Genomic DNA, 24,325 nt, shown 5'->3' with positions numbered 1-24,325 from the left:
CGCGGCGGCCGCCGGCTCAATTCTCGAGATCGATGATGACCGGGCCGAGAATGGTCGGCATGGGCCGCGACAGGAACTCCTCCCGCTTGATCTCCTTGCCGTCGTAGAGCATGCTTTCGATATGGATGATCTTTTGCATCCAGACATTGTTCTCGATGGTCTTGGGAATCTCCGTCTCGACGATGCGGGCGGTGATCTTGTCGATGTCGATCTCTTCCACGTCGCTAAACGAATAGGTGTGAATGTATTCCTCGTTGTAGCCGAAGCAATAGAGCAGGCTGTTCTTGACGAACGGCTGGAAAATCTTCTTGGCCGGGTAGTTCTTGACCTCGCAATTGATCTTGTTTAGGCTGACCCGGAGCTTTTCTTTTTCATTGACAATAATATAAACCACGGGGCGGTTGCTCTCCAGCAAGTCCTCGCCCGAGGAATGCAGATTGTTGTCCACGCCGTGAAAAATGTATTCGATGTAGCGTTCCCGGTTGGTCTCCCTGGCTTCCTTGACCACTTCCTTCTCGATGTAGGAATAAAAGACGCGCTGACCGAAACCCTTGATCTCGATGTTGAACTTCATCTTCCGCCTCCTGCGCAGATTCCATGGTGTTCCGGCCTCGTCCGGGAAACGGCCCCCGTTTTTCCGGCCCGACTATCCCGTTACCACTACGCGGCTTTCCCTTCCCGGTCAATTTGCCGCCGGCCTGCTGGCCCTTGTCCTGAGTGTTTGCGGGGCCATGGCCGGGCCGCCGCCGGCCGACCCGATCGCCGCCCTGCAACCGCTGCTCGGCCTGCCCTACCGCGACGACGGCGTGGACGATCCCGCCGGCCGGCATACGCTTTTCGCCGATCCGGCCGCCACCTTCCCCACGGCGGGCTATAATTGCAGCGGCTTCGTGACCACCGCCTCAAGGACCCTGCTGCGCCGCCCCCTGCCCCTGGCGGCCGTCAAGCGCGACCGCAAGGGCGATTCCGGCCCGGCCAGCCCGCGCGGCGAGGACTGGGATTTCGGCTACGACCTCGTGTGCAACGTGACCGAGGGCCTGCCCCGCCGGGTCCTGGCCCCGGGCGCCCCGGCCGGCGACCCGGCCGGCCTCGATGCCTCGTCCCAGCGCGGCTTTCCCCTGCACGACGCCGCCGCCTGGCGGGCCGCCCTGGACGGGCTCAAACCCGGGGAGATGGCCCTGGCGGCACTGAGCAAGAACATCAAGGGGCGGCTGTACTACTACCACGTGGCCCTGGTCGTGCGCGACGCCTCGGGCCGGGCGTTTTTCTACCACGCCACCCCGGGCCGGGGCGTCCATCGCCTGGAAATTTCCGCGCCGGCGGGCATGGCGGCCCTGCGGCAGGAATTCGCCGAAACGCGGTTCGGCGACAAATGGGTCCTGCTCGTGGCCTTCACCCCGCCGCCGGCTTGAGGCCCTCGACCAGGAAAAAAGTCAGGCTGGCGAAAAAACGGCCGGCGGCGTCCAGCTGGCGCTGCTCGGCCGCAAGGGCCGCGCCGGCCGAGGCCTCAAGGCGCCCGTCCGCCACGGCGCGCCCCACGGTGGCCAGCAGGTTGTAGACGGCCTCGGCCTCGGCCAAATCCCGCGAGACGAGGCTTCGGGGCGAAACGGCCGCAACCGTCAGGCCGGCCTCGGCCATGAGCCGGGGGAGCCGGCGGCCGACCCAGCCCGAACGAAAACTGTCGCACCAGGCCTCGCCCACGGCCCGGGCCGTCTCCCGCAACTCGGAATCGAACACGAAGGTGCCCCAATCCGGCTCCAAGGCCAGGACCCGGCCGCCGGGACGGGTGACGCGGGCCATCTCGGCCAGGGCCGCCCCCGGGTCCGGCACATGCTGGAGGGTGCGCTCCACCCGGCAGGCGTCGCAGCTCGCGTCGGCCAGTGGCAGCCGGGTGGCGTCGCCGGCCAAGGGCAGGCGCACCGCGCCGGGGACGGCCGCCGGCTCCAGCCGCGACAGCATGCCCAGGCTCGCGTCCAGGGCCACGACCAGGCCGCCCGGGCAGACCAACCCGGCCATGGCCGCCGCCTCGACGCCCAGGCCGCAGCCCACTTCCAGGACGCGCATCCCCGGGGCCAGGCCCAGGCGGGCCAGCGTCTCGGCCTTGACGGCGGCCATGCCCGGCAGCCGGCCAAGCAGGCGCAGGCAGTCGACAAAGGGCGCCTGGTCGCCCTCGTGGTCGAGGCCGGCGAACCCCGTGGCCAGGTAGGCGGTCATGGCCCCGGCCCTCACCTCAGGGGAAACAGCCGCAACCCGTCGGCGGCGTCCTCCAGGCGGTAGCCGAGCCCCTCGATGGCAGCGCGCAGGCTGTCGGCCAGGGCGAAGTCCCTGGCCTGCCGGGCGGCGGCGCGCCTGGCCACGAGCCCGGCCGCCTCGGCCGGCCAGTCGGCCTGGGCCACGGGCAGCCGGGACGGGTCGAGCAGCCCGAGCAGCGCGTCGGCCTCGCCCAGGGCCGCGCCCAGGCAGCGGGCGTCGGGGCCGCGCAGCCGGCCGGCCGAAAGCAGGCCGTTGGCGAAACGGCAAAAAGCGAACAGGCGCGGCCAAAACCGCGACAGGGTCAGGTCGTCGGCAACGGCCGCGCGCAAGGTCTCCCCGAGCCCCTCGGCCTCGGCCGCAACCGCGGCAGCGGGCTCGCCCGCACCGTCGGGCACGAGGCTGACGTTGGCCGCCAGCTCCTGGACGCGATTGCGGTTTTTCTCCCACATGCGCAGGGCCTCGGCCGCGGCGGCCAGGGGCTTTTTGTAGCCGGCCGAAAGCAGCCAGGCCCGCACGGCCAGGGGATGGACGCCCAGGGCCAGGCAGCCACCAAGCCCGGCGCCCAGCGCCTCCTCGCCCTCCCGGGCCCCGACCCGACCGCCCACCAGCCAGGCCGCCGGGGCGAGCCCCGCCCCCACCGCCCAGATGGAACGCAAATTTTCCAGGTGCGGAAAGGCCTTGTCCTCATCGGTCAGCACCACGGTCACGGCCGGCAGGGCCTTGGCCGCCGTGGCCGCCATCTGAAGGAACCAGCTCGGCCGCACGTTGCCCCAGGGCGTGGACAGGGCGTCGCCGGCCTTGAGGTCCTTGAGGCTCACGCGTTTGAGCAGCGTGAAATCCTGGGGATTGTCCTTGGTGTAGGCCAGCAGGTCCACGGTCTTGCCCAGCGCCAGCTTGGTCATGTCCAGCCCGAGCAGCCCGCCGTAGGACTTGTCCCGGGCCACGTCGAAATAGACGCTGCGCAGCTTCTCGTAGGCCAAGCCCTTGCCCATGAGCTTTCGGGTCATGGCCAGGGCCTCGTCCAGGCATTCGCCGGCCAGGGGAAAGACCGCGCCGGTCACGCCCAGGGAGACGGCCATGGCCGCCACCGTGTCCCGGGCCTCGGCGGCGAAGCGGCGGCAGGGCGTGCCCGCCGCCCGGGCCGCCTCCAGGCATTTGTCCTCCAGGTCGGCCAGGCCCACGGCCAGGCTCGGCCGGGCGCCCCCCCGGGCCAGCACCCGGCGCAGTACGTCGAGGGTCACCACCCGCCGCCAGGCGTCCAGGTCGCCGGGGTCGGCCAGGGGCGGGCCGAAGGTGAAAAGCCCGGGCGCCGCCCCGGCCGGGTCCAGGTAGACCGGCTCCGTGGCCCCCACGCTGCCAAGGGCCACGCCCTTTTTCTCGGGCGCCGCAAAAAGCGTGGTGGAAAGGTAGCGCTCGCCGCCATCGGCCAAGATGACGACAATGAGCCCCGAGGCCAGCCCGGCGGCCAGTTCGGCCGCGGCGGCCGTGGCCGCCCCGCCGCTCATGCCGACGAAAAGCCCTTCCTCCCGGGCCAGGCGCCGGGCCATGGCAAAAGCGTCCTCGTCCTCCACGGGCACGATGGCATCCAGGGCCTTCTTGTCGAAAATGCCCGGCGGATAGGACTCCTGCATGTTCTTGAGGCCCTGGATCTTGTGCCCGGGGTTGGGCTCCACCGCCACGACCTTGACGGCCGGGTTCAATTCCTTGAGCTTCTTGACCAGCCCCATGGCCGTGCCCGAGGTGCCCAGGGCCACGACCACGTGGCTGACGGCGCCGCCGGTGGCAGCGAAAATCTCCTCGGCCGTGCCGGCGTAGTGGGCCTCGATGCTGGCCGGGTTGTTGAACTGGTCCATGAGGACGTAGCGGTCGGGCTCCTCCCGGGCCAGGCGGTAGGCCTCCTCGATGGCGCCGTCGGTGCCGAGGTTGCCCGGGGTGAGCACGATTTCCGCGCCGTAGGCCCGCATGATGCGCTTGCGCTCCTCCGAGGCCGAAGCGGGCATCAGGAGCTTCAAGTTGTAGCCCTTGACAGCGCAGACCATGGCCAGGCCGATGCCGGTATTGCCGGAGGTGGCCTCGATGACGGTGCGGCCGGGCACGAGCTCCCCGGCCCGTTCGGCCGCCTCGATCATGGCCAGGGCGACCCGGTCCTTGATGGAGCCGCCGGGATTGCGCATTTCCACCTTGGCGGCCATGGTCACGGCCGGGTTGGGGCAGATGCGCGCAAGCCGCACCAGTGGCGTCTGGCCGACCAGGGAAAGGACGTTGTCGTGAATCATGGATGCCTCGTGGATGCGATCTCCGTGTCCCGGTCGGATCGTGGTAGGCAAAAAACGGCGGACCGGCAAGCCTGGCAGGATTATTGCTTTCCGAGCCCCATCGCGCCCAAGGACGGACCCATGCAAAGCACCTCGTTTCTGGCCGACAACCTCATGGCCTTGGCCTCCTCGGGCACGCCCGTGGCCCGTTGGCTGGCCGCCGGCTCGCCCAGCCCCGAAGACGTCTATACCCGCATCTTCAATAACCACCATGGCACCCTGGACTGGCGCATGGACGACGGCCGGGGCCTTTTCGAGGCCTTCCCGCCGGCCGTCCACTACCGGGACTGGCGGCCCACGGAAAAACTCCCCGGCGGCGCCACGGTCATCATCGGCACGGCCCTGGGCTACGGCCTCAACCACGTGCTGACCGGCGTACCGCCCTCCCACAAAATCCTGGTCATCGAGCCGCTGCCGGAGATGCTGCTGGCTTGCCTGAGCCAAACCGACTACCGGCCGTTTCTGGCCTCGGGCCAACTGCAATTTTTGCCGCCGGACAAGCAGGTGGTGGAGCAGGCCCTCACGACCCTGGACGTGAGCTTCCTGTACGCCCGCATCAACCTGCGGGCCGACGGGCCGAGCCTGCAACTGGGGCCGCAGTACGCCCGGGCCACGGCCCATGTGCGGGCCAGGCTCGAAAACCTCGGCGTGGAACTGTCCACGCTGCGTTTCAAGCAGGAGGTCATGGTCGGCAACGAGTTGCGCAACTACGCCCGGGCCATGCAGGACGGGAGCCTTTTGCGCGTGGCCGGCGCGGCCAAGGATTTGACGGTGGTGATCCTGGGCGCCGGCCCGTCCCTGGCCCGGTTCGGGGCGGCCTTGGCCGCCTACCGGGACAAGGCCCTGTTCGCCACGGCCCTGCAGACCCTGCCGGCCCTGGAGCGGCTGGGGCTCAAACCCCACCTGTGCCTGGCCATCGACTACGGCCCGGTCACCGGCCGGGGGATCGACAACCTGCGCGACCCGTCGTTTGCCGCCGACGTGCCGCTGATTTATTCCACGAAAATGCAGCCCGACGTGGTGGGGCGCTATCCCGGGCCGCGCCTGCCCCTGTGGACGGAAGGGGGGCTGGCCACCTACGTGCTCAAGGACCAGGAACTGGTGCTCGACGCCGGGGGCAACGTGGGCGTGACCCTGGAGCGGTTTTTCCTGTGGGCCGGGGCCCGGCGCTTCGTGCTGGTGGGCCAGGACCTGGCCTGGTCCGGTGACTCGACCCACGCCCCGGGCCACCACAACGCCGACCCCGGACGGTCGGACGCCCGGTCCGAGGCGACGCTGCAAAACCTGCATGGCCAGCCCATCCACACGGACCTGGCCTTCCTGGCGGCCAAGCGCGACCTGGAGCGGGACATCGCCGCGAGCGGCGCCCGCTTCTACAACCTCTACGGCGACGGGGCGGTCATCGAGGGGACGCACAACATCACGGCCGAGGACCTGGCGGCGCCGGGCTTTTTCGACGGCCAGGGCGCGGCCCGGCGGGTGTTCCTGGAGGCGCTCGGCCGGGCAGCCGGCCCCCGGGTGCGGCCGGTATTTTCGCAAAAAGCCGGCGAGTGGGCCAAATCCCTGGCCAATGCCACCCGGCGGCTGGAAAAGCTCGTGCGCAAGGCCCACAAGCACCAGGCCGAGATCCACCACCTGCTGTCGCAGATCCAATTCTTCCTGCGCCACGACCCGCTGTACCTGCCGTATATTTACAACGAAATCATGGAACTGGCCGGCATCATCCAGACCCGGACCCACTACGGGGTCAAGGAATTGACGGAGTTCCAGGACATCCGGCGCCGCGTCCTGGAAAAGACCCGGGAAATAGACGCCTGCCTGGGGCCGTCGGGTTCCTGGGCGGCCTAGCGGCGGCCGCCTGCCCAATCCTTTCGGTTGGTTGGCGGTTGGACAGTCCGTCCGAGATGCCATAGTTGCGGCAAACCACTGCGAGGCTGGCACGAACACTCTCTTGCGACAACGAAAAATCCATTCACGAAAGACATTCCACTCTAACAGGCCCGGCCGGACGACAACCATCAACAATTTTTTCCTGATCCGATCGCTTCCCCGTAGGCAACGGCCTCCATTGCTTACAAATCAGTCATTGCCACAACATCATTCTTTTTCGTTGCTTTAGTAGCACAAACGCACTGCCTGCCCACCAAGCAACTCCCTCTTCCCGCGCCAACGGGCACCCCTTGTTTTTTTTCCATGGACTCATTACGAATCCAAACGGTTTCTTGTTTTGATTATATACATCAAAAGTATGGTACCGGGAGAGAGGTGAAACATGGCATTTTCAAGCGTCCTGGCGAAGCATGGGCGATTCGCCCGCCTTGCACGGCTTCTCACGGCCCTGGGCTGTCTGCTCGTCCCCGTTTCGGCCCAAGCGTTCCTCCTGCCGGACACCGTGCAAACGAAATGTTACGACACCACGCAGCAAATCCCCTGCCCGACCAGCCCCTCGGCCGATTTCTACGGGCAGGACGGCAACTATCTCGGCGCGCCCATGGCCTTGACGGACAACGGCAACGGCACGGTCACGGACGCCAACACGGGCCTTGTGTGGCAGCAGACGCCGGACCGGACGGGACTCAACTGGGACAACGCCGGCGCCTACTGCGCGGCCCTGGACACGGGCGGCCACACCGACTGGCGCCTGCCCAGCCGCCGGGAGATCGCCACGCTCGTCAGCTACAACAGGGATATCCCGACTTTTGCCAATCTCTTGCAAAGTACGAAGTCGAACGAATCCTTCTGGACCTCGACCACGTACATCGTCGACACCACCCAGGCCTATGCCTTGGCCAACGGGACCGCCTACATGGAACTGCGCTCCAAGGACACCGCCTCCACCGGCCTCGCCACCCGGTGCGTCCGGGGCGATGCCCTGCCGGCCTTCACCCCGACGGATAACGGCACGACCATCACGGACACGAGCACCGGCACCATGTGGACGAAAAATTCCGTCACCACGGGGAAGACCTGGCAGCAGGCCCTCGGCTATTGCGAAACCCTCGAGGCCGGCGGGTACACGGACTGGCGCATGCCCAACATCTCGGAACTCTACAGCCTCTTCGACGATACCCGAACCAACCCCGCCCTGCCGGTCGGTTTTGGCAACGTCGGCAACCCGCCCGTCTTCTGGTCGTCGACCTCGGAGAACGATTTGCCGGATTACGCCATGGTCATGGGGGTCTACAACGAAGGCCGATCCTTCCGAGGGAAAAAAGCCACCGGCGTCGGACCGAACGAAGACTCACTGCCCATGCTCATCTGCGTCCGCTCCGGCCCGTCCCTGGCCCCGACCCTCGGCAGCTACGCCGCCGGCGCCGTGACCGCGCCCGCAGCCGGGGCTTCGCTGTACTTCGCCGCCAACGCCACCCTGCAATGGAACGCCGCGGCCATCCCCGGCGCGACAGTGGACCTTTACGCCATCAACGATTCCCTGGGGCAGCTCGACGACACAAGCCCCGACGCCGCCCTCGCCGCCACCCTGTCGGCCATCAAGTTCGCCGGCGGTGTCGCCAACTCGGGCTCCTACACCTTCTCGCCCAACGCCCTCAACGTCTTTGCCTCCACGGTGAAAATCCTCGTGGTGTCCAATTCCGGGAACTGGGGCATGACCCAGGGCACCTTCAGCGTTGCCTCCGCCATCGCGGCGCCCGTGGCCGCCGCGGCCACGGGCGTGACCCCCACCAGCTTCACGGCCAACTGGGCCGCCGTCGGCGGGGCCACAAGCTACCTGCTCAGCGTCTATGACGCGACGGCCAAAGCCTACGTGTCCAACATCAAGAACCTCGACGTCGGCAACGTCACCACGTACGCCGTGACCGGCCTCACCCCCGGCCACACGTATCGCTACGGCGTGAAGGCCAAGGATGCCTACAGCACGTCGAACGGTTCCAACGTCATCGAGGTGAAAAGCCCGGCCGGCAACGGCGTGCCCACCAACCTGCTCCTGCTCGACAGCGGCAACTGAGAGCCACCTGCCGCCAACGCGAACGGGGGCCGGGGATTGTTTCCCCGGCCCCCGTTTTCATGGGCCAGCCCGACGGAACCCCACGGCCCCGTGTCGCAGCTTCACTCCGCCCTAGGCCCGCTCCCGGACGATGCGCCGCAGGGCCGCCGCCGCGGCGGCCGGATCGTCGGCCGAACACACGGCCGAGACCACGGCCAGCCCGGCCACGCCCGTGGCCAGGACCGAGGCGGCGTTGGCCAGGCTGATGGCGCCGATGGCCACCACCGGCACCTCGGCCAGGGCGACCATGCGCCGCAGGCCCGCAAGCCCCTGGGGCGCGCCGGCGTCTTTTTTGGTGGCTGTGGCGAAGACCGGCCCGGCGCCCAGGTAGTCCACGGGCAGCCCGGCGGCGGCGCGCGTTTCCGCCTCGCCCGTCACCGACAACCCGATGAGGGCATCCGGGCCGAGCAGCGCCCGGACATCGGCCGGGTGCATGTCGTCCTGGCCCACGTGGACCCCGTCGGCCCCGGCGGCCAGGGCCACGTCCAGGCGGTCGTTGACGAGCAGCGGCACGCCGCGCGGCCGCGTGACGGTCATGACCGCCCGGGCCAGTTCCACGAATTCCCGGGTGGTCGCGGCCTTTTCGCGCAACTGCACCATGCCCGCGCCGCCGGCCACGGCCGCCGCCACCACATCCAGCAGATCGCGGCCCGCAAGCGCCGGCCGGTCCGTGACCAGGTAGACGCCCAGGTCGAAAGGAGGCCGGCTCATGCCACCAGCCGCGCCCCGGCGGCGATGTCGGCCTCGGTCAGGCCGTAGGCGGCGTCGAGGAACCGCACGAAAAAGCTGCCCGGCCCGGCCGCGCCGGTACCGGCCACGGCCCCGGCCGCGGCCATGGCGGCCATGGCGTGGACCGTGGCCGCAAACGGGTCGCCGCCAAGCGCCGCGAACGCGCCGACAAAGGCCGTGGCCGTGCAGCCCAGGCCCGTCACCAGGGGCATCAAGGCATGGCCGCCGGCCAGGTCCAGGCGCCGGCTGCCGTCGGTGACCACATCCACCGCGCCGCTGACGCAGACCACGCAGCCGAGCTTGCCGGCCAGGCGCGCGGCGGCCTCGGCCGCCTCCTGGCTGTCGTGGCGGCTGTCCGCGCCCTTGGCCCGGGCGTCTTCCCCGGCCAGGGCCAGGATCTCCGAGGCGTTGCCCCGGATGGCGGCCACCGGCCCGGCCTCGAGCATGGCCCTGGCCACCGCGCGGCGCCGCGAGGTGACGCCGGCGGCCACGGGGTCGAAAACCACGGGCACGCCGGCGGCCCGGGCCGCGTCGGCCGCGGCCAGCATGGCGGTCACGTTCTCCTCGCCCGGCGTACCCATGTTGCACACCACCGCCCCGGCCAGGGCGGCCAGTTCGGCGGCGTCCACCGCATGGTGGGTCATGGCCGGGGAGGCGCCCAGGGCGAGCAGGGCGTTGGCCGTGGTGTTGGTGACGACATTGTTGGTGATGTTGACCACAAGCGGCCTGGCGGCGCGCAAGCGGCCCAGGTCGCGAAAAACGGCGGCGGCAAACGTCATGGCGCAATCCGTGCGGTTGTGGTTGTTGGGGCCTAAGCCCCTGGCGGCGCGAACCTATCCGGTCCGGGGACGGTTGGCAACGCGGCCAGTTGCCGCTTTTCCTTTTCCCCGAATTTTCGTATGAAACAAACATGCCGAGAAGCAACTCCCGCATACCCGCCTTGGCCATCGTCGCCTGGACGCTGCTTCTCGGCATCCTGTTCGTCATCCAGGCCCACACCCATAAGCGGCACAACCACGACATGATGCTCGAGGCGGCCAGGGCCTACTTCGACCTGATCGTCGTCACCCGCCAGTGGAATGCCCGCCATGGCGGCGTGTACGTGTTCCTCGACGAGGACACCGCCCCCAATCCCTACCTGCCCGAGGAAGGCCGCAGCCTCGAAGCCGTTGGCGGCCAGACCCTGGCCCGGGTCAACCCCGCCTTCATGACCCGGCAGATTTCCGAACTCTCGGTGCGGGAAGACCATCCGCGCCTGCACATCACCAGCCTTTCGCCGTTGCGGCCGGAGAACGCCCCCACGGCCTGGGAGCGCCTGGCCCTGGAACGCTTCGAGGCCGGCACGCACGAAGTGGCGCAACTCGACAGCGCCGCGTCCCCGCCGCAGTTCCTGTACATGGCGCCGCTTTTCGTGACCGAACCCTGCCTGCCCTGCCACGCCAAGCAAGGCTACAAACTCGGCGACGTGCGCGGCGGCATCAGCGTCCTGCTGCCGGCGGGGCGCTACCTGGCCGCCCAGAACACCGGGCTGGCCGAGGCCGCCATGCTGTTTCTGGTGATCTGGGCCGTGGGTTCGCTCGGCATCGGCTTCGGCGCCTCGGCCATCCTGCGGGGCCGGCAGCGGGCCGAGGAGGCCAGCAAAGCCAAAAGCGTCTTCCTGTCCATCCTCAGCCACGAGTTGCGCACCCCGCTCAACGGGCTCCTGGGCATGCTCGACCTGACGCTGTGCACGGGGCTTACCCCCGAACAACGCTCGTTTCTCGAGGACGCCCGCAAGTCGGGCCTGGTCCTCAACGAACAAGTCAAGGAACTCCTGGAGCTTTCCGGCCTGACCAGCGGCCTGGCCGGGCGTGAGGTGACCCTTTTCTCGCCGGCGACGCTCTTGGCCGACGTTCTGGAGGTGGCCGGGACCGAGGCCCGGCGCAAAGGCCTGTGCCTCACCTTCCAGGCACGGCCGGACCTGCCCTGCCAGTTGCGGGGCGACGGCGCCCGTTTCGCGCGCGTCATCGAAATCCTGGTCGGCAACGCCATCAAGTTCACCCCGTCCGGCCAGGTCTCGGTGACCCTTTCGGCCACCTCCCCGGACAAGGGCCGCCTCCACCTCGTCGCCACCATCGTCGACTCCGGCCCGGGCATCGATCCCAAGCGCCTGCCCGGCCTGTTCGAACCCTTCGCCGCCAAGGAAAACGTCCTTGTCCGGTCCACGGGCGGCCTCGGCGTCGGCCTGGCCATCGCCCGGGCCCATGCCGCCATCCTGGACGGCAACCTCGGCGCCACCAGCCTGCCCGGCCATGGCGCCAGCTTCACCCTGTCGGCGCCCTTCGACCTTCCCGACGCCCCCAGCCCCGTCGCCTAACAAAGCGAGACCCAGGCGGCGAAACACCTCCCCGGAGCAGGCACGCTAGGCCTGCCGGACGCCCTTTGCCCGCACCCGCCCGGCGGCGCCCCACCTCGGCCCCAAGCCTGTGCCCGCAGACAGCGGCCGCCGCAAAAAAACGGGGCCCCGCCAAGCGGCGAGGCCCCGTCCCAATTATCGGCATCCGGCCGGATCAAACAAAGGCCAGGGCGCCGTCGCGCACGTCCACGGTGACGGTCTGGCCGTCGGCCACGACGCCGCCAATGAGCGCCTTGGCCAGGGGTGTCTCAATGTGGGCCTGGAGGTAGCGCCGCAGGGGCCTGGCCCCGAAGACCGGGTCGTAGGCCGTCTCGGCGATGAAGGCCTTGGCCGCCTCGGTCAGTTCCAGGCCGATCTTGCGGTCGGCAAGCCTTGCCCGCAGCCCGCCGAGCATGAGCTCCACGATGGCCGCGATCTGTTCGCGCAAAAGCGGCTTAAACAGCACGGTCTCGTCCACGCGGTTGAGAAACTCCGGCCGGAAATGGCCCCGCAAGGTGTTCATGACCGCCTCGGACACGCCCGGCTTGAATTCCCCCGAGGGCTCGATGCCGTCGAGCATGTACTGGGCGCCGATGTTCGAGGTCATGATAATGATCGTGTTCTTGAAATCCACGGTGCGGCCGTGGCTGTCGGTCAGCCTCCCGTCGTCGAGGATTTGCAGGAGCGTGTTGAACACGTCGCCGTGGGCCTTTTCGATCTCGTCGAAAAGGACCACGGAGTAGGGTTTGCGGCGCACGGCCTCGGTGAGTTGCCCGCCCTCGTCGTAGCCGATGTAGCCGGGGGGCGCGCCGATGAGCCGGGCCACAGTGTGGCGCTCCATGTATTCGGACATGTCCAGGCGCACCATGTTGTCCTCGGAGTCGAAGAGCGCGGCGGCCAGCGTCTTGCACAGCTCGGTCTTGCCCACGCCCGTGGGGCCCAGGAAGATGAACGAGCCGATGGGCCGGCTGGGGTCCTTGAGCCCCGCCCGGGCACGCAGCACGGCGTCGGCCACGGCCGTGACCGCCTCGTCCTGGCCCACCACCCGGCCGTGGAGCACGTCGGCCAGGCGCAGGAGCTTTTCGCGCTCGCTTTCCAGAAGCCGCGTCACCGGGATGCCCGTCCAGCGCGAGATGACCATGGCCACGTCGTCCGGGCCGACCTCCTCGCGGATCAGGCGCGTGCCGCCGGCGGCCTTGGTAATGGCCTCCTCCTGGCCGGCCAAGTCCCGCTCCAGGGCGGCCAGCCTGCCGTAGCGCAGCTCGGCGGCCCGGTTGAGGTCGTAGGCCCGCTCGGCCTCCTCGATGGCCAGCTTGGTCTTTTCGATGTCTTCCTTGAGCCGGCGCAGCACGTCCACCGCGCCTTTTTCCTTTTCCCACTGGGCCAGGAAGCCGGCCTGGTCCTCCTTGAGGTTGGCCAGCTCCTCCTCGAGCTTGCCCAGGCGCTCGCGGGAGGCCTTGTCGGTCTCGCGCTTGAGCGCCTCGCGCTCGATTTCGAGCTGCATGACCTTGCGGTTGATCTGGTCGAGCTCGGCCGGCAGCGAATCGATCTCGGTGCGAATGAGCGCCGCCGCCTCGTCGATGAGGTCGATGGCCTTGTCCGGCAGCTGCCGGTCGGCGATGTAGCGGGCCGACAGCACGGCCGCCTCGACAATGGCCGAGTCGCTGATGCGCACGCCGTGGTGGACCTCGAAACGCTCGCGAAGCCCCCGCAGGATGGAGATGGTGTCCTCGACCGTGGGCTCGTCCACGAACACCGGCTGGAAGCGCCGCTCCAGGGCCGGGTCCTTCTCGATGTACTTGCGGTACTCATCGAGCGTGGTCGCGCCGATGCAGTGCAACTCGCCCCGGGCCAGCATGGGCTTGAGCAGGTTGCCCGCGTCCATGGAGCCCTCGGTCTTGCCCGCGCCGACGATGGTGTGCAGCTCGTCGATGAAAAGGATGATGCGCCCTTCCGAGGTCTGGACCTCCTTGAGCACGGCCTTTAAGCGCTCCTCGAATTCGCCCCGGTACTTGGCCCCGGCGATGAGCGACCCCATGTCCAGGGCGAAGATGGTCTTGTCCTTGAGGCCCTCGGGCACGTCCTTGTTGACGATGCGCATGGCCAGGCCCTCGACGATGGCCGTCTTGCCCACGCCCGCCTCGCCGATGACCACGGGGTTGTTTTTGGTGCGCCGCGAGAGAATGCGGATCACGCGGCGGATTTCCTCGTCGCGGCCGATGACCGGGTCGATCTTGCCCTTTCGGGCGGCGTCGACCAGGTCGCGGCCGTACTTGGTCAGTGCCTCGTAGGTGCCCTCGGGGTCGGCCGAGGTGACGCGCTGGCCGCCGCGAATCTCGGTCAGGGCGGTGAGTATCCGGTTCTTGTCGATGCCCAGCGCCTTGTTGACCTGGCCGGCGATGGTCGCCGGCGGCTCGTCGCAAAAGGCCAGAAACAGGTGTTCGACGCTGACGTATTCGTCCTTGAGGTGCTTGGCCAGGTCTTGGGCCTTGACCAGTATCTCGTTGAAGCGCGGGGTGACGTAGACCTGCCCGGGCTGGGCGCCGGGGCCGCTGACCTTGGGCAGCCGGCCCAGGGCGCGCTCCAGTTCGGCCAGGTAGGCCTCGGTATTGTAGCCGGCCTTGTCCAGGATACGCGGCACCAGGCCCTGCTGCTGGGTGAGCAGGGCATAGAGCAGGTGTTCGGCGTCGATCTGCTGCTGGCCCAGGCGCACGGCCACGGCCTGGGCCTCGCTGATGGCCTGTTGGGATTTCTGGGTGAACTTGTTGAGATCCATATAGGGCAACCTCCTCCGTCAGTACGGCAGAGATAAGAGCGATGTTGTTTTATGCAAGAGGCCAGCCCTAGACGAGCCGGCTCATTTCGCGCACCTTGTTTTCCAGGTATTCGATGCGCTCCAGAAGATCGACCACGATGCTCGCGCCCAGGACCGGCAGGTCGAAATCCCGGCTGATGCGGTCGAATTTGCGCAAGCGATAGATGTCGCGCGGCCGGAACAGATAGGCGTCCGCCGTGGTGCGTTCCGGGTTGATCCAGCCAAGCTCGATGAGTTCGCCGACGATGGTCGGATGCAGTCCCGTCAGTTCCTGGACCTGGGCGAAACTGAGGCGCTCGGACCGGGCGGGCACGGTGGCGATGACGATTTGCGTGATGTCCATGACGACCTCGCTTGCGGCGCTAAAACGACCGGGGGCTGAAATCCGTGGAGGCGGCGGCAAGCTGTTCCCAAAGCTCGCGCTGGGCGTCGGTGACACCGGCCGGCACCTGGACCATCAGGCGCACCAGCTGGTCGCCGCGCTTGCCCTGCCCGCCCAGGCCCTTGCCGGAAAGGCGCAGCTTGCGCCCGGACGAGGAGCCGGCCGGAATGTGCATCTCCACCGCGCCGTCCAGGGTCGGCACCCGCACCTTGGCCCCCAGCGCCGCTTCCCACGGGGCCAGCGGCAGGTCGAGGATGACGTTTCCCTCCTCGAGCTTGAAAAGCGCATGGGGCAGGATCTTGACCTTGAGGTAGAGGTCCCCGGCCTTGCCGCCGGCCCGGCCGGGATTGCCCTGGCCGGACAGCCGGATCTTGCCACCCTCGCGCACGCCGGCGGGGATGTTGACGTTGAGCGTCTTGGTGCCCAGGCGCGGCGACCCGTCCGGGCCGATGGCCTGCTCCTGGAGGGTGATGGCCTTGGCCCCGCCCTTGTAGGCCTCCTCCAGGGTCAGCTCCAGGGTGGCGTTGGCGTCGGAGCCGCGCGTCGGCCCGGGCGCATAGCCGCCGCCACCGCCGAAACCGCCGAAGCCGCCGAAACCGCCGCCCAGGTCGCTGAAATTGCCGCCCCGTTCATAGCGGGTGCGGCCGCCGCCGGCGCCGCCGAAAATCGTCTCGAAAAAATCCGAAAAGGCGCCGGCGTCGAACTGTTGCCCATTGAAACTGTAGCCCCCGCCCTCGAACCCGGACGGGCGCTGAAAATTCTGGCCGTGCTGCCAGTTGGGGCCCAGGGAATCGTAGAGCTTGCGCTTTTCCGGGTCCTTGAGCACCTCGTAGGCCTCGTTGAATTCCTTGAACTTCTTCTCGGCCTCGGGGTCGTTGGGGTTGAGGTCGGGATGGTGCTTTCGGGCCAGCTTCTTGAAAGCCTTGGAAATTTCTTCCTGGCCGGCGGTCTTGCTCACACCCAGGAGCTTATAATAATCCTTATATTCCACGCTCATAGTGGCTACTTCCCCCGTTGGTCCGGCTGGTTGCCCGGCAAGTTTACATAATAAGTCGCACCGCGATTCCGTCAACCATCCCGGCGGATTATCCCGGCGGTCCCGGCCGTTTCCGTTTTATACCAGCCCGGGGCCAAAGGCCAGCATCCGCGCGGTTTTCCCGCCTGTCCGCTTGCCAAGCCCCGGCCTTGCCGCTAGCCTGCGCCGCCATGTCGAAAAAGGATCCAGCGGACGCCAACCGGCCCTTTGCCGAGGCCCTCAAGGGCCTCAAGGTCGCCAAGAAAAAACACGCCCCGGACGTGGTGGCCAAGGCCGTGGCCAAGGCCGAAGCGCCGCCCACCCCGGCGGACACCGACGAAACCGCCTTTTTCCGGGCCATGAGCGGGGTCGCCCCCATGGACCGCGAGAAGACCAAGGGCCGCGACGTCCACCCCGCCGCCCCGCCGCCCACGCCCCCCTCCCCGGCCGACGAGGAGCAAAAAGCCCTGGCCGCCCTCCAGGACCTCGTGTCGGGCAAGGTGGAATTCACCCTGGAATACAGCGACGAATACGTCCAGGGCTTCGTCACGGACCTCGACCCCAAGGTCTACCGCCAGTTGCGCGCCGGCCAGTTCTCCCCGGAGGCCCACTTCGACCTGCATGGCTTAAACGCCGACCAGGCCCAGTTGTCGCTTCTGCATTTCGTGCGCGAGCACTACCTCTCGGGCAAGCGCTGCCTGCTCCTGATTCCCGGGCGCGGCGCCAATTCCCCGGGCGGCATCCCCGTGCTCAAGGAAGAGCTCAAATCCTGGCTCACCCGCGATCCCCTCAAACGGGTGGTCCTGGCCTTTTCCACGGCCCAGCCCCGCCACGGCGGCGCCGGCGCCCTCTACGTGCTGCTGCGCAAATTCAAAAAGATCAAGGGCAAGGTGCGTTTCGAAAAGGACTGGCCGGATTTCGGCTAATTCCAAAACATAACGTCAGTTATGTTTTATAAATCTACTGCCAGAGTAGCATGCCAGATGAAACGAGTTCCGCTTATGCAGGAGCATCGGGACAAGGGAGGCCGCCGGTGAAACCGCCCATCGGGCGCGACACGCGATTGTGCATGTCCCTGGCCGCGCGGCCCGGCAATTTCGGCTCGCGCTTCCACAACCGGCTCTACGAACTGCTAAGCCTGGACTACGTCTACAAGGCCTTCACCACCACGGACCTGCCGGCGGCCATCGGCGGCGTGCGGGCGCTTGGCGTGCGCGGCTGCGCCGTTTCCATGCCGTTTAAGGAAGCGGTCATCCCGCTGCTCGACGGCCTTGCGGCCTCGGCCAAGGCCATCGATTCCGTCAACACCATCGTCAACGACGAGGGTGTGCTCACCGGCTACAACACCGACTACCTGGCCGTGCGCGAACTGGTGGCCCGGGCCGGCATCGCGCCCGCGACGCCCTTTGTCCTTCGCGGCAGCGGCGGCATGGCCAAGGCCGTGGCCGCCGCCCTCAAGGGCCTGGGCTTCGGCCACGGCTGCATCGTGGCCCGCAACACGGCCACGGGGCCGGCCCTGGCCGCCGCCTACGGCTACGCCTGGCAGGCCGAACTGGGCGGTTTGTCCGCGCCGCTGCTGATCAACGTGACCCCGATGGGCATGCGCGGCCCCGAAGAGAACGCCCTGGCCTTTCCCGAGGACCGCATCGCGGCCTGCGAAACGGCCTTCGACGTCGTGGCCATGCCGGCCGAGACACCGTTTCTGGCCCGCGCCCGGACCCACGGCAAACGGCTGCTCACCGGCGACGCGGTCATCGTGTTGCAAGCCCTGGAACAGTTCGTCCTGTACACCGGGGTCCGCCCTTCGAACGACCAGGTCGCCACGGCCGCCGCGTTCGCGCGAAGCGCCGCCTCGTGTCGCGCTCTCGAAATTCGTGCATACGAATTTCGAGAGCAACAGACTTAAATAATTATTTTTTAGCGAACGCCACACGAGGCGCCGCCCCGTCGTGGCCTCTTAGCGGCAGGTGACCTTGCCCACGGCCGTGCTTTTTCCGGTGCGCAAATCCAGCGACATGTCCTGGGCGGCCGTCTTCCCGGCCGGGCAGGCCGCCTTGGCCGTGCCTGCCCCCTTGCCTTTTTGCGCTCCCGCCACGGCCGCGTAGCGCAGCGCCCCCTTGGCGACGCTGGCGCCCGGCAGGACCGTGGCGTCGAGAATCTGCTTCTGCTGGGTCAGGTTCACGGCCAGCAGGCCATGGACGGCGTCGGCCTGGCCGTTGCGGATAAAGAGGATGTCGCCCGACAGCCCGGCGAAGGTGAAGTCGCCGTCGTTGGGGATTTCAAAAAGCGGCGAGCCTTCCAGGCTTTCGCAGACCGCGTCGGGGTTGTCGGCCCCGCCCCGGGCCAGCACGCGCAGGTCGTGGCCGTTGGAGTAGGCCGCCAGGCGTTCGAGCACGGCGTAGCGGTCGTAGAGGTAGCAGGTCTTGTTGTGGTAGGTGTGCACCGTGACGGCATCCGTGCCGGGCAGTCCGGTATGCTGGCCGGAAGCGATGGTGGTCGCACCGTATTCCGCGGTCATGGGCTTGACGCTGTCCACGGTGATGATGCGGTAGGTTTTCCCGTTACGAACAAAGGAATTGACAATACTGCCCTGCACTTGCACCTTGACATTGAGGTCGTCGCTCAGAATGGACGTCGCGTCGAACGGGATATAAACGACTTCCGGCTCCTGGGGATCGACGAAGTTGATACCGCCCATGGCGCTCTGTTGAAACATGCCGTACAGGGTTTTCTTGCTGCCTTCCTGCTCGGGCGCGGCCAGCAGCGGGTCGGTGCCGAGGCACAGGGAAAGCAGGACGAGGGACACAATCCGGGAGATCGGGCGACGCATGGTGGCTCCTTGGCTGGGGTGACTCCGGGTATCAGACCGCGGCGTTTTTGCAAATGCGCCCGTTGCCCCGGCATGGTTGAAAAAAAACGCCGGCGGCGTATTACTGGCTCCATGGGAGGGCCGCATGGACAGTCCGCAACCCGGCAATCCGCGCTCGCGCGTCAAAGACATTCTGATCCTTGTCCTTTTTTGCATCGCGCTGGGGGAATTCGTCCTGCTTGCGCGGCAACCGGCCCCGCCCCCGCCGCCACCCGCGCCAAAGCCCACGGCCCAAGCCCCGGCCCCGGTCCCGAACGCCGAGGCCGTGCGCGTCATCGGCGTGGGCATGGACCCCGAGCGCGGCCGCTATCTCCTGGCGGCCTTCGACCGGCCCGTGGCCGGAGCCGTGGAGGGTTCGGCCCCCAAGGCACCGCCGGCCGGGCTGGAACCGGCCCTCGCCGGACAATGGGCCTGGGTGTCGCCCTGGATGCTGCGGTTCACGCCCAAGGACGGCTTCGCCCAGGCCACGACCTACACCCTGTCCTTTAAGGGCGCCGATTTCCTGTCACCGCCCCAGTCGCTGACCGGCCAGGAGGTCTGGAAGACCGCCTACGGCGCCTTCGAGGCCACGCGCCTGACCGCCCACCTCGAACCGGCGCCCGAAGGCGGGGCCATGGTCGTGGTGCGGGGCGAGGCGGTCTTCAACCGCAACGTCGACCCCAAGGTCCTGGCCGACAACATCGCCCTGCTCGACCCGAACTCGCCGGACAAGCCCGTGGCCGTGTCCCTGACCACCACCTATCCCTCCAAAAAGATCGGCTTCGTCTCGGACCCCATCGTCAAGACCGCCCAGCAACGCGACGTGAAGGTGGCCATCACCACGGGGTTGCGGCCGGAAAAGGGCGACGTGGCCCTGGCCCGGGAGGCCGTGGCCGTCATCCCCGTGGCCCTGGACCCGCACCTGCGCCTGCGCGACATCAAGGCCGCTTCCGAGGAAGGCGCGGCCACGGTGCGGCTGGCCTTTTCCACGCCCGTGCCAGCCGATGACGCCGCCGCCGGCCATATCACCATCGACCCGGGGGTGGAAACGACCCTGTCCGCCGACGGCGCGGACCTGCTCGTCAGCGGCGAATTCGAACCCGGCCGGGAGTACACCGTCACCGTGGACAAGGGGCTCACAGCCGGCGACGGCGCGGTCCTGGACGAAACGGCCAGCCGCGTCGTGCGCATCCCGGACCTCGATCCCTCGGTCGACTTCAAGGACCAGGGCATGTTCTTGTCCCGCAACGGCTACAAGAACCTGGCGATCAAAAGCATCAACACCAACGCCGCCGAGCTGTCCATCGACCGGGTCTATTTCAACAACCTCTTTCCCTTCTTCGCCACCGACTATTCCGTCTTCGACGACGACTACGGCGGCGGCTCGGTCAATACGAGCTTCGGCGACCGCCTGGTCAGCGAACGCGTTCCCCTGCGCTACAAGAACAATGCCTCGGTGACCACCCCGGTCAACCTGGAAAAATACATCCAGGGCCACGAACCGGGCCTGTACCGCGTCGCCCTGACCGTGCCCGGCAAGTTCCAGGGCGCCCAGCGCTACATCCTGGTGACGGACATCGGCATCGTGGCCAAGCAGGGCCAGGGCGACCTGCTTGTCTGGACCGCCTCCTACGCCAACCTCGCCCCCGTAACCGGGGCGTCCGTCAAGGTGCTCTCCTACCAGAACCAGGAACTGGCCGCCGGCACCACCGACGAGCGCGGGCTTTTTGCGGCCAAGGTGCCGCCCAAAACCCTCGGCGACAAGCGGCCCTACCTCATCGTCGTGCAAAAGGGCGCGGACGTGAGCTACCTGCTCTACGAGCGCTTCCGCGTGGACACCACCGGCCTCGACGTCTCGGGCGCGGTCATGCCCACGGCCGGCTACACGGCCTTTCTCTACGGCGAGCGCGACATCTACCGCCCGGGCGAGACCCTGGAAGGCCTGGCCGTGGTGCGCGACGCGCGCCTGGGCGTGCCGCCGTCCATGCCCGTGACCGTGCGGCTCAACGACCCGCAAGGCCGCAAGGTCGGCGAACAGGCCGTGGTCACCGGGGCCGAGGGCATGGTCAGCCTGCGCCAGGCCCTGCCGACCCAGTCCCTCACCGGCGCCTACACCCTGGAACTGGTGGTCGGCGAGACGGTCATCGGCCAGTACCGCTTCCAGGTCGAGGAGTTCGTGCCCGACCGGATAAGCGTTTCGGTCAAGGCCGGCGAGGAAGCGGCCGAGCCCGGCGCGAACCTGCCCTTTACCGTCAGCGGCCAGTACCTGTTCGGCGCGCCGGGCGCGGACCTGGCCGTGGAGGCCAAGGTGCGCCTGGTCAAGGCGCCCTTTGCCCCCAAGGGCTTCGCCGACTACGTCTTCGGCGACCCGGAGCGCAGCTTCGAGGACACGGAAATCCTCCAGGAGGCCGGCAACCTCGACGCCAACGGCCAGGCGGCCTTCGAGGCCAGCCTGCCCGAGGACCTCTCGCCCCCGGCCGCCCTGGAAGCCATCTTCACCGCCCGGGTGCGCGAGGGCGGCGGCCGGGGCGTGACCGGCCTGGCCCGGATGCCGGTCCATGTCTACGCCGCCTACCCCGGCCTCAAGCGCCTGGCCAGCGAGGCGGCCACCCCGGGCAAACCCCTGCGCTTCGACTACGTGGTCGTCGCCCCGGACGGCAGCCTCGTCGACACCCCGGAACTGTCGGCCACGCTCTACCGCGACGCCTGGCAGACGGTGCTGCGCAAAAACCCGGACGGCGCGTTTACCTACGAATCCGTGCGCGACCCCAAGGCCGTGGAAACGCGGACCCTGGCCGCCAAGGGCGGCAAGGGCAACGCCAGCTTCACCGCCCCGGCCTTCGGCAGCTACCGGCTGGTGCTGGAAGACCCTGGCACCGGCGCCTCCACCCAGCTCGAATTCTACGCCGGCGGCTTCGGCTATTCGCCCTGGGCCGTGGAAAACCCGGCGAGGCTCGAACTCAAGCCCGACAAGGCCGAATACGCCTCGGGCGAGACGGCCCGCTTCCAGGTGCGCGCCCCCTTCGCCGGCAAGCTGCTGGTGACCGTGGAGGGCTCGGGCGTGCGCGACGTGCAGGTCGTGCCCCTGGCCGGCAACACCGGCGAGATCCTCATCCCGGTCAAGCCCGAATACATGCCCGGGGTCTACGTGACAGCCACCCTGGTCAAGAAGGTCGGCGACGTCACGCCCGAATCGCCCTCGCGGGCTTTCGGCGCGGCGCCCATGGCCGTGGACCGGGCTTCGGGCAGGTTGCCGCTGTCCATAACCGCCCCCGCCTCCATGCGCCCGGGCGGCAAGCTCACGGCCGAGGTGTCGGCCCCGGCCGGCAGCATCGTGACCGTTGCCGCCGTGGACGAGGGCATCCTCCAGCTCGTGGCCCAGAAAACGCCCGACCCCTTCGCCTTTTTCTATGCCAAGCGCCAGTTGCAGGTGGAGACCTTCGACACCTTCTCGCTGCTTCTGCCCGAGGTGCCGCCCGTGATGGGCAAGGCCCTGGCCGGCGGCGGCGATTCCCTGGAGGACCTGTCCAATTTCGTGCGCTCCCAGAGCCCGGCCCTGCGCACCGTGGCCTTCTGGTCCGGTCCGGTGAGCGTCGGCCCCACGGGCAAGGCCAAGGTCTCCTTCGACATCCCGGAATTCCAGGGCCAGGTCAGGCTCATGGCCGCCGGCATTTCCGGGCGCAGGTTCGCCGCGGCCGAGGCCAAGACCTTCGTCAAAAGCCCCCTGGTGCTCCTGCCGTCCTTCCCCCGCTTCCTGGGTTTCGGCGACGCGGCGGCAATTCCGGTCACGGTGCGCAACGACACCGGCAAACCCGGCACCTTCGCCGTGTCCCTGACCGCCGCCGGCCCGGCCCGCGTGGCCGAGCCCACGCGAAGCGCCGCCATCGCCAACGGCGCCGCCGTCACCGTGTCCTTTCCCGTCACGGCCGGCGAGGCCGAAGGCGTGGCGGAACTGTCCGTGGCCGTTTCCGGCAACGGCGAGTCCTCGGCCGATACGGCCCGCCTCCCCGTGCGCTCACCCTTGCCCGCCCGCACCACCGTGCGCTCCGGCGCCCTGGAGGCGGCCAGCCTCACCGTGCCGGAACTGGTCTCGGGCGAATTCGTGCCCGGCACGGCCAAGCTCGACGTCACCGTGGGCCGGTTTGCGCTCATCCGCTTCACCGGCAACCTCAAGGCCCTTCTGGCCTACCCCTACGGCTGCCTGGAGCAGACCGTGTCGCGGGCCTTTCCGCTGCTCTATTTCGCCGACCTGGCCCGGGCCCTCGACCCGGGCGGCTTCGAGGGCCAAACGCCCCAGGCCATGGCCCAGTCGGCCATCCGGCGCGTCACCGGCATGCAGCTCTACAACGGCGGCTTTTCCATGTGGCCCGGCGGGGACACGCCGCAGGCCTGGATGAGCCTCTACGCCGCCCATTTCCTGGCCGAGGCGCGAGGGGCCGGCTACCCCGTGGACCAGGGCGTGCTGTCCCAGGCCCTGACCTTCGCCGGCGAAACCGGCCGCCAGGCCGACCTGGCCACGCCGGACGGACTGACGCTGGCCGCCTATGCCCTGTTCGTCCAGGCCAAGGCCGGCCGGGCCGACATCGGGGCCATGGACAACCTGCGCGACACCCGGGCCAAGTCCCTGCCGGCCGAGGCCCGGGGGCTGCTCGGCGCGGCCTACGCGGCCGTGGGCAACTCCCGCGCCGCCGACACCCTGGTCTCCGGGCCGATCCCGGGCGGCGAGACGCCCAAGCAGACCGGCGGCAACCTGTCCTCGCCGCTGCGCGACAAGGCGCTGTTCCTGTCGGCCCTCATCGACGCCGCGCCCGCGGACCCGCGCATCGCCAGCCTGGCCCTGGAGGTGGGGCGGCTGCTCGAGGGCGAGCCCTACCCCTCGACCCAGGAAAACGCCTTCGCGCTGCTGGCCCTGGGCAAGTTCTACGCCCGCCAGCAGGCGAGAAAACCCTTCTCGGGCATGCTCTACGCCGGCACGGGCCTGCTGTCGGATTTCTCCAGCGACAAGGTCTTAAGCCTTCGCGGCCTGCCGCAATCGGGCGACCTGCGCATCGCCGTGGAAGAGGGCTTCGAGCCCGGGGCCTGCTACTACAGCGTGCGCACCCGGGCCGTGCCGACCCCGGCCGCCTATGCGCCCCAGTCGGCCGGCCTGGCCGTGGAGCGGACGTTTCTTTCCCGCGACGGCACGCCGCTGCCCGCCGGGGCCAGCCTGCCCCAGGGGGCGCTGGTGGTGGCCAGGCTGGCCGTGCGGGCAACCAAGGGCCCGGTTGCCAACGTGGTGCTGGAAAACCTGCTGCCGGCCGGGCTCGAGGTGGAAAACCCCAGGCTCGCCACCACCGAACGCCTGCCCTGGATGGAGCCGGGCGGCGAGGACACCGCGCCGGCCTACCTCGACATGCGCGACGACCGCACCCTTTCCTTCCTCGATTTGCCGGACGACAAATGGCACGTGTCCTATGCCCTGCTTCGGGCCGTCACGCCGGGCAGCTTCACCGTACCGCCAGCCCAGGCCGAGGCCATGTACGCCCCGGAACTGCGCGCCGGCGGCCCCATTTCCAAACTGACCGTCAATGCGGCGGCCAAGTAACCACCGT

The 24,325-nt window shown here is 68.5% G+C and carries 16 protein-coding genes; 7 read left to right on the top strand and 9 right to left on the bottom strand.

Annotated features, from left to right (window positions below; genetic code table 11):
• Positions 1-16: 16 nt before the first annotated feature.
• On the bottom strand, positions 17-574 hold the full coding sequence (locus ACP59X_RS06755; RefSeq protein WP_428566745.1) for a hypothetical protein: 558 nt from the start codon (positions 572-574) through the stop codon (positions 17-19).
• A 157-nt stretch (positions 575-731) separates the two neighbouring features.
• Between ACP59X_RS06755 and ACP59X_RS06750 the strand changes: the two genes are divergently transcribed.
• Positions 732-1,412, top strand: a complete 681-nt coding sequence (locus ACP59X_RS06750; RefSeq protein ID WP_428566742.1) for a hypothetical protein — start codon at positions 732-734, stop codon at positions 1,410-1,412.
• On the opposite strand, the gene ACP59X_RS06745 is transcribed toward ACP59X_RS06750, so the two are convergent.
• Positions 1,393-2,214, bottom strand: coding sequence for a methyltransferase domain-containing protein (locus ACP59X_RS06745; protein ID WP_428566739.1), 822 nt, complete (start codon positions 2,212-2,214; stop codon positions 1,393-1,395). The two genes, ACP59X_RS06750 and ACP59X_RS06745, sit on opposite strands and share 20 nt — an antisense overlap.
• Positions 2,215-2,225: 11 nt before the next feature.
• Positions 2,226-4,529: a cysteine synthase gene (locus tag ACP59X_RS06740; RefSeq protein ID WP_428566736.1), complete on the bottom strand. Its 2,304-nt coding sequence runs from the start codon at positions 4,527-4,529 to the stop codon at positions 2,226-2,228.
• 120 nt (positions 4,530-4,649) lie between these two features.
• Here ACP59X_RS06740 and ACP59X_RS06735 point away from each other — a divergent pair, with 120 nt between their 5' ends.
• On the top strand, positions 4,650-6,416 hold the full coding sequence (locus tag ACP59X_RS06735) for a 6-hydroxymethylpterin diphosphokinase MptE-like protein (RefSeq protein ID WP_428566734.1): 1,767 nt from the start codon (positions 4,650-4,652) through the stop codon (positions 6,414-6,416).
• 424 nt (positions 6,417-6,840) lie between these two features.
• Positions 6,841-8,532: an Lcl domain-containing protein gene (locus tag ACP59X_RS06730; protein WP_428566729.1), complete on the top strand. Its 1,692-nt coding sequence runs from the start codon at positions 6,841-6,843 to the stop codon at positions 8,530-8,532.
• 111 nt (positions 8,533-8,643) lie between these two features.
• Here ACP59X_RS06730 and thiE read toward each other — a convergent pair whose 3' ends face one another.
• Positions 8,644-9,282, bottom strand: coding sequence for a thiamine phosphate synthase (thiE, locus tag ACP59X_RS06725; protein ID WP_428566727.1), 639 nt, complete (start codon positions 9,280-9,282; stop codon positions 8,644-8,646).
• The gene (gene thiM, locus ACP59X_RS06720; protein ID WP_428566724.1) at positions 9,279-10,079 is read right to left on the bottom strand and encodes a hydroxyethylthiazole kinase; all 801 of its coding nucleotides are present in this window, start codon (positions 10,077-10,079) and stop codon (positions 9,279-9,281) included. Before thiM ends, thiE begins: the two co-directional genes overlap by 4 nt.
• A gap of 131 nt (positions 10,080-10,210) precedes the next feature.
• Between thiM and ACP59X_RS06715 the strand changes: the two genes are divergently transcribed.
• On the top strand, positions 10,211-11,656 hold the full coding sequence (locus tag ACP59X_RS06715; RefSeq protein WP_428566721.1) for an ATP-binding protein: 1,446 nt from the start codon (positions 10,211-10,213) through the stop codon (positions 11,654-11,656).
• Between the two features lie 193 nt (positions 11,657-11,849).
• On the opposite strand, the gene clpB is transcribed toward ACP59X_RS06715, so the two are convergent.
• The 3 genes from clpB to ACP59X_RS06700 all read right to left on the bottom strand — a co-directional run bounded on the left by clpB (position 11,850) and on the right by ACP59X_RS06700 (position 15,868).
• Complete coding sequence (gene clpB / locus ACP59X_RS06710) at positions 11,850-14,450, bottom strand: ATP-dependent chaperone ClpB (RefSeq protein ID WP_428566718.1); 2,601 nt, start codon at positions 14,448-14,450, stop codon at positions 11,850-11,852.
• A 67-nt stretch (positions 14,451-14,517) separates the two neighbouring features.
• Entirely contained in the window at positions 14,518-14,832 is a 315-nt protein-coding gene (locus ACP59X_RS06705; RefSeq protein WP_428566715.1) for a chaperone modulator CbpM, read from the bottom strand.
• Between the two features lie 19 nt (positions 14,833-14,851).
• Positions 14,852-15,868 carry a DnaJ C-terminal domain-containing protein gene (locus ACP59X_RS06700; RefSeq protein WP_428566711.1) on the bottom strand — a complete coding sequence of 339 codons (1,017 nt, stop codon included), beginning with the start codon at positions 15,866-15,868 and terminating at the stop codon, positions 14,852-14,854.
• A gap of 209 nt (positions 15,869-16,077) precedes the next feature.
• Here ACP59X_RS06700 and ACP59X_RS06695 point away from each other — a divergent pair, with 209 nt between their 5' ends.
• Both ACP59X_RS06695 and ACP59X_RS06690 read left to right on the top strand, forming a co-directional pair.
• Positions 16,078-16,812 (top strand): Smr/MutS family protein, encoded by a 735-nt coding sequence (locus ACP59X_RS06695; protein ID WP_428566707.1) that lies wholly within the window; start codon positions 16,078-16,080, stop codon positions 16,810-16,812.
• Positions 16,813-16,919: 107 nt separating this feature from the next.
• The gene (locus ACP59X_RS06690; RefSeq protein ID WP_428566705.1) at positions 16,920-17,792 is read left to right on the top strand and encodes a shikimate 5-dehydrogenase; all 873 of its coding nucleotides are present in this window, start codon (positions 16,920-16,922) and stop codon (positions 17,790-17,792) included.
• A gap of 51 nt (positions 17,793-17,843) precedes the next feature.
• Here the strand turns inward: ACP59X_RS06690 and ACP59X_RS06685 are convergent, their stop codons facing one another.
• The gene (locus tag ACP59X_RS06685) at positions 17,844-18,716 is read right to left on the bottom strand and encodes a hypothetical protein (protein ID WP_428566701.1); all 873 of its coding nucleotides are present in this window, start codon (positions 18,714-18,716) and stop codon (positions 17,844-17,846) included.
• 124 nt (positions 18,717-18,840) lie between these two features.
• Between ACP59X_RS06685 and ACP59X_RS06680 the strand changes: the two genes are divergently transcribed.
• Entirely contained in the window at positions 18,841-24,318 is a 5,478-nt protein-coding gene (locus ACP59X_RS06680; RefSeq protein WP_428566698.1) for an alpha-2-macroglobulin family protein, read from the top strand.
• Positions 24,319-24,325 lie beyond the last annotated feature (7 nt).

This window comes from Solidesulfovibrio sp. DCME, from assembly GCF_049995385.1.
In the GTDB taxonomy this organism is placed as follows: Bacteria; Desulfobacterota; Desulfovibrionia; order Desulfovibrionales; family Desulfovibrionaceae; genus Solidesulfovibrio.
The sequence above is the reverse complement of the archived record's forward strand: the minus strand, read 5'-3'. Positions and strand labels throughout refer to the sequence as shown.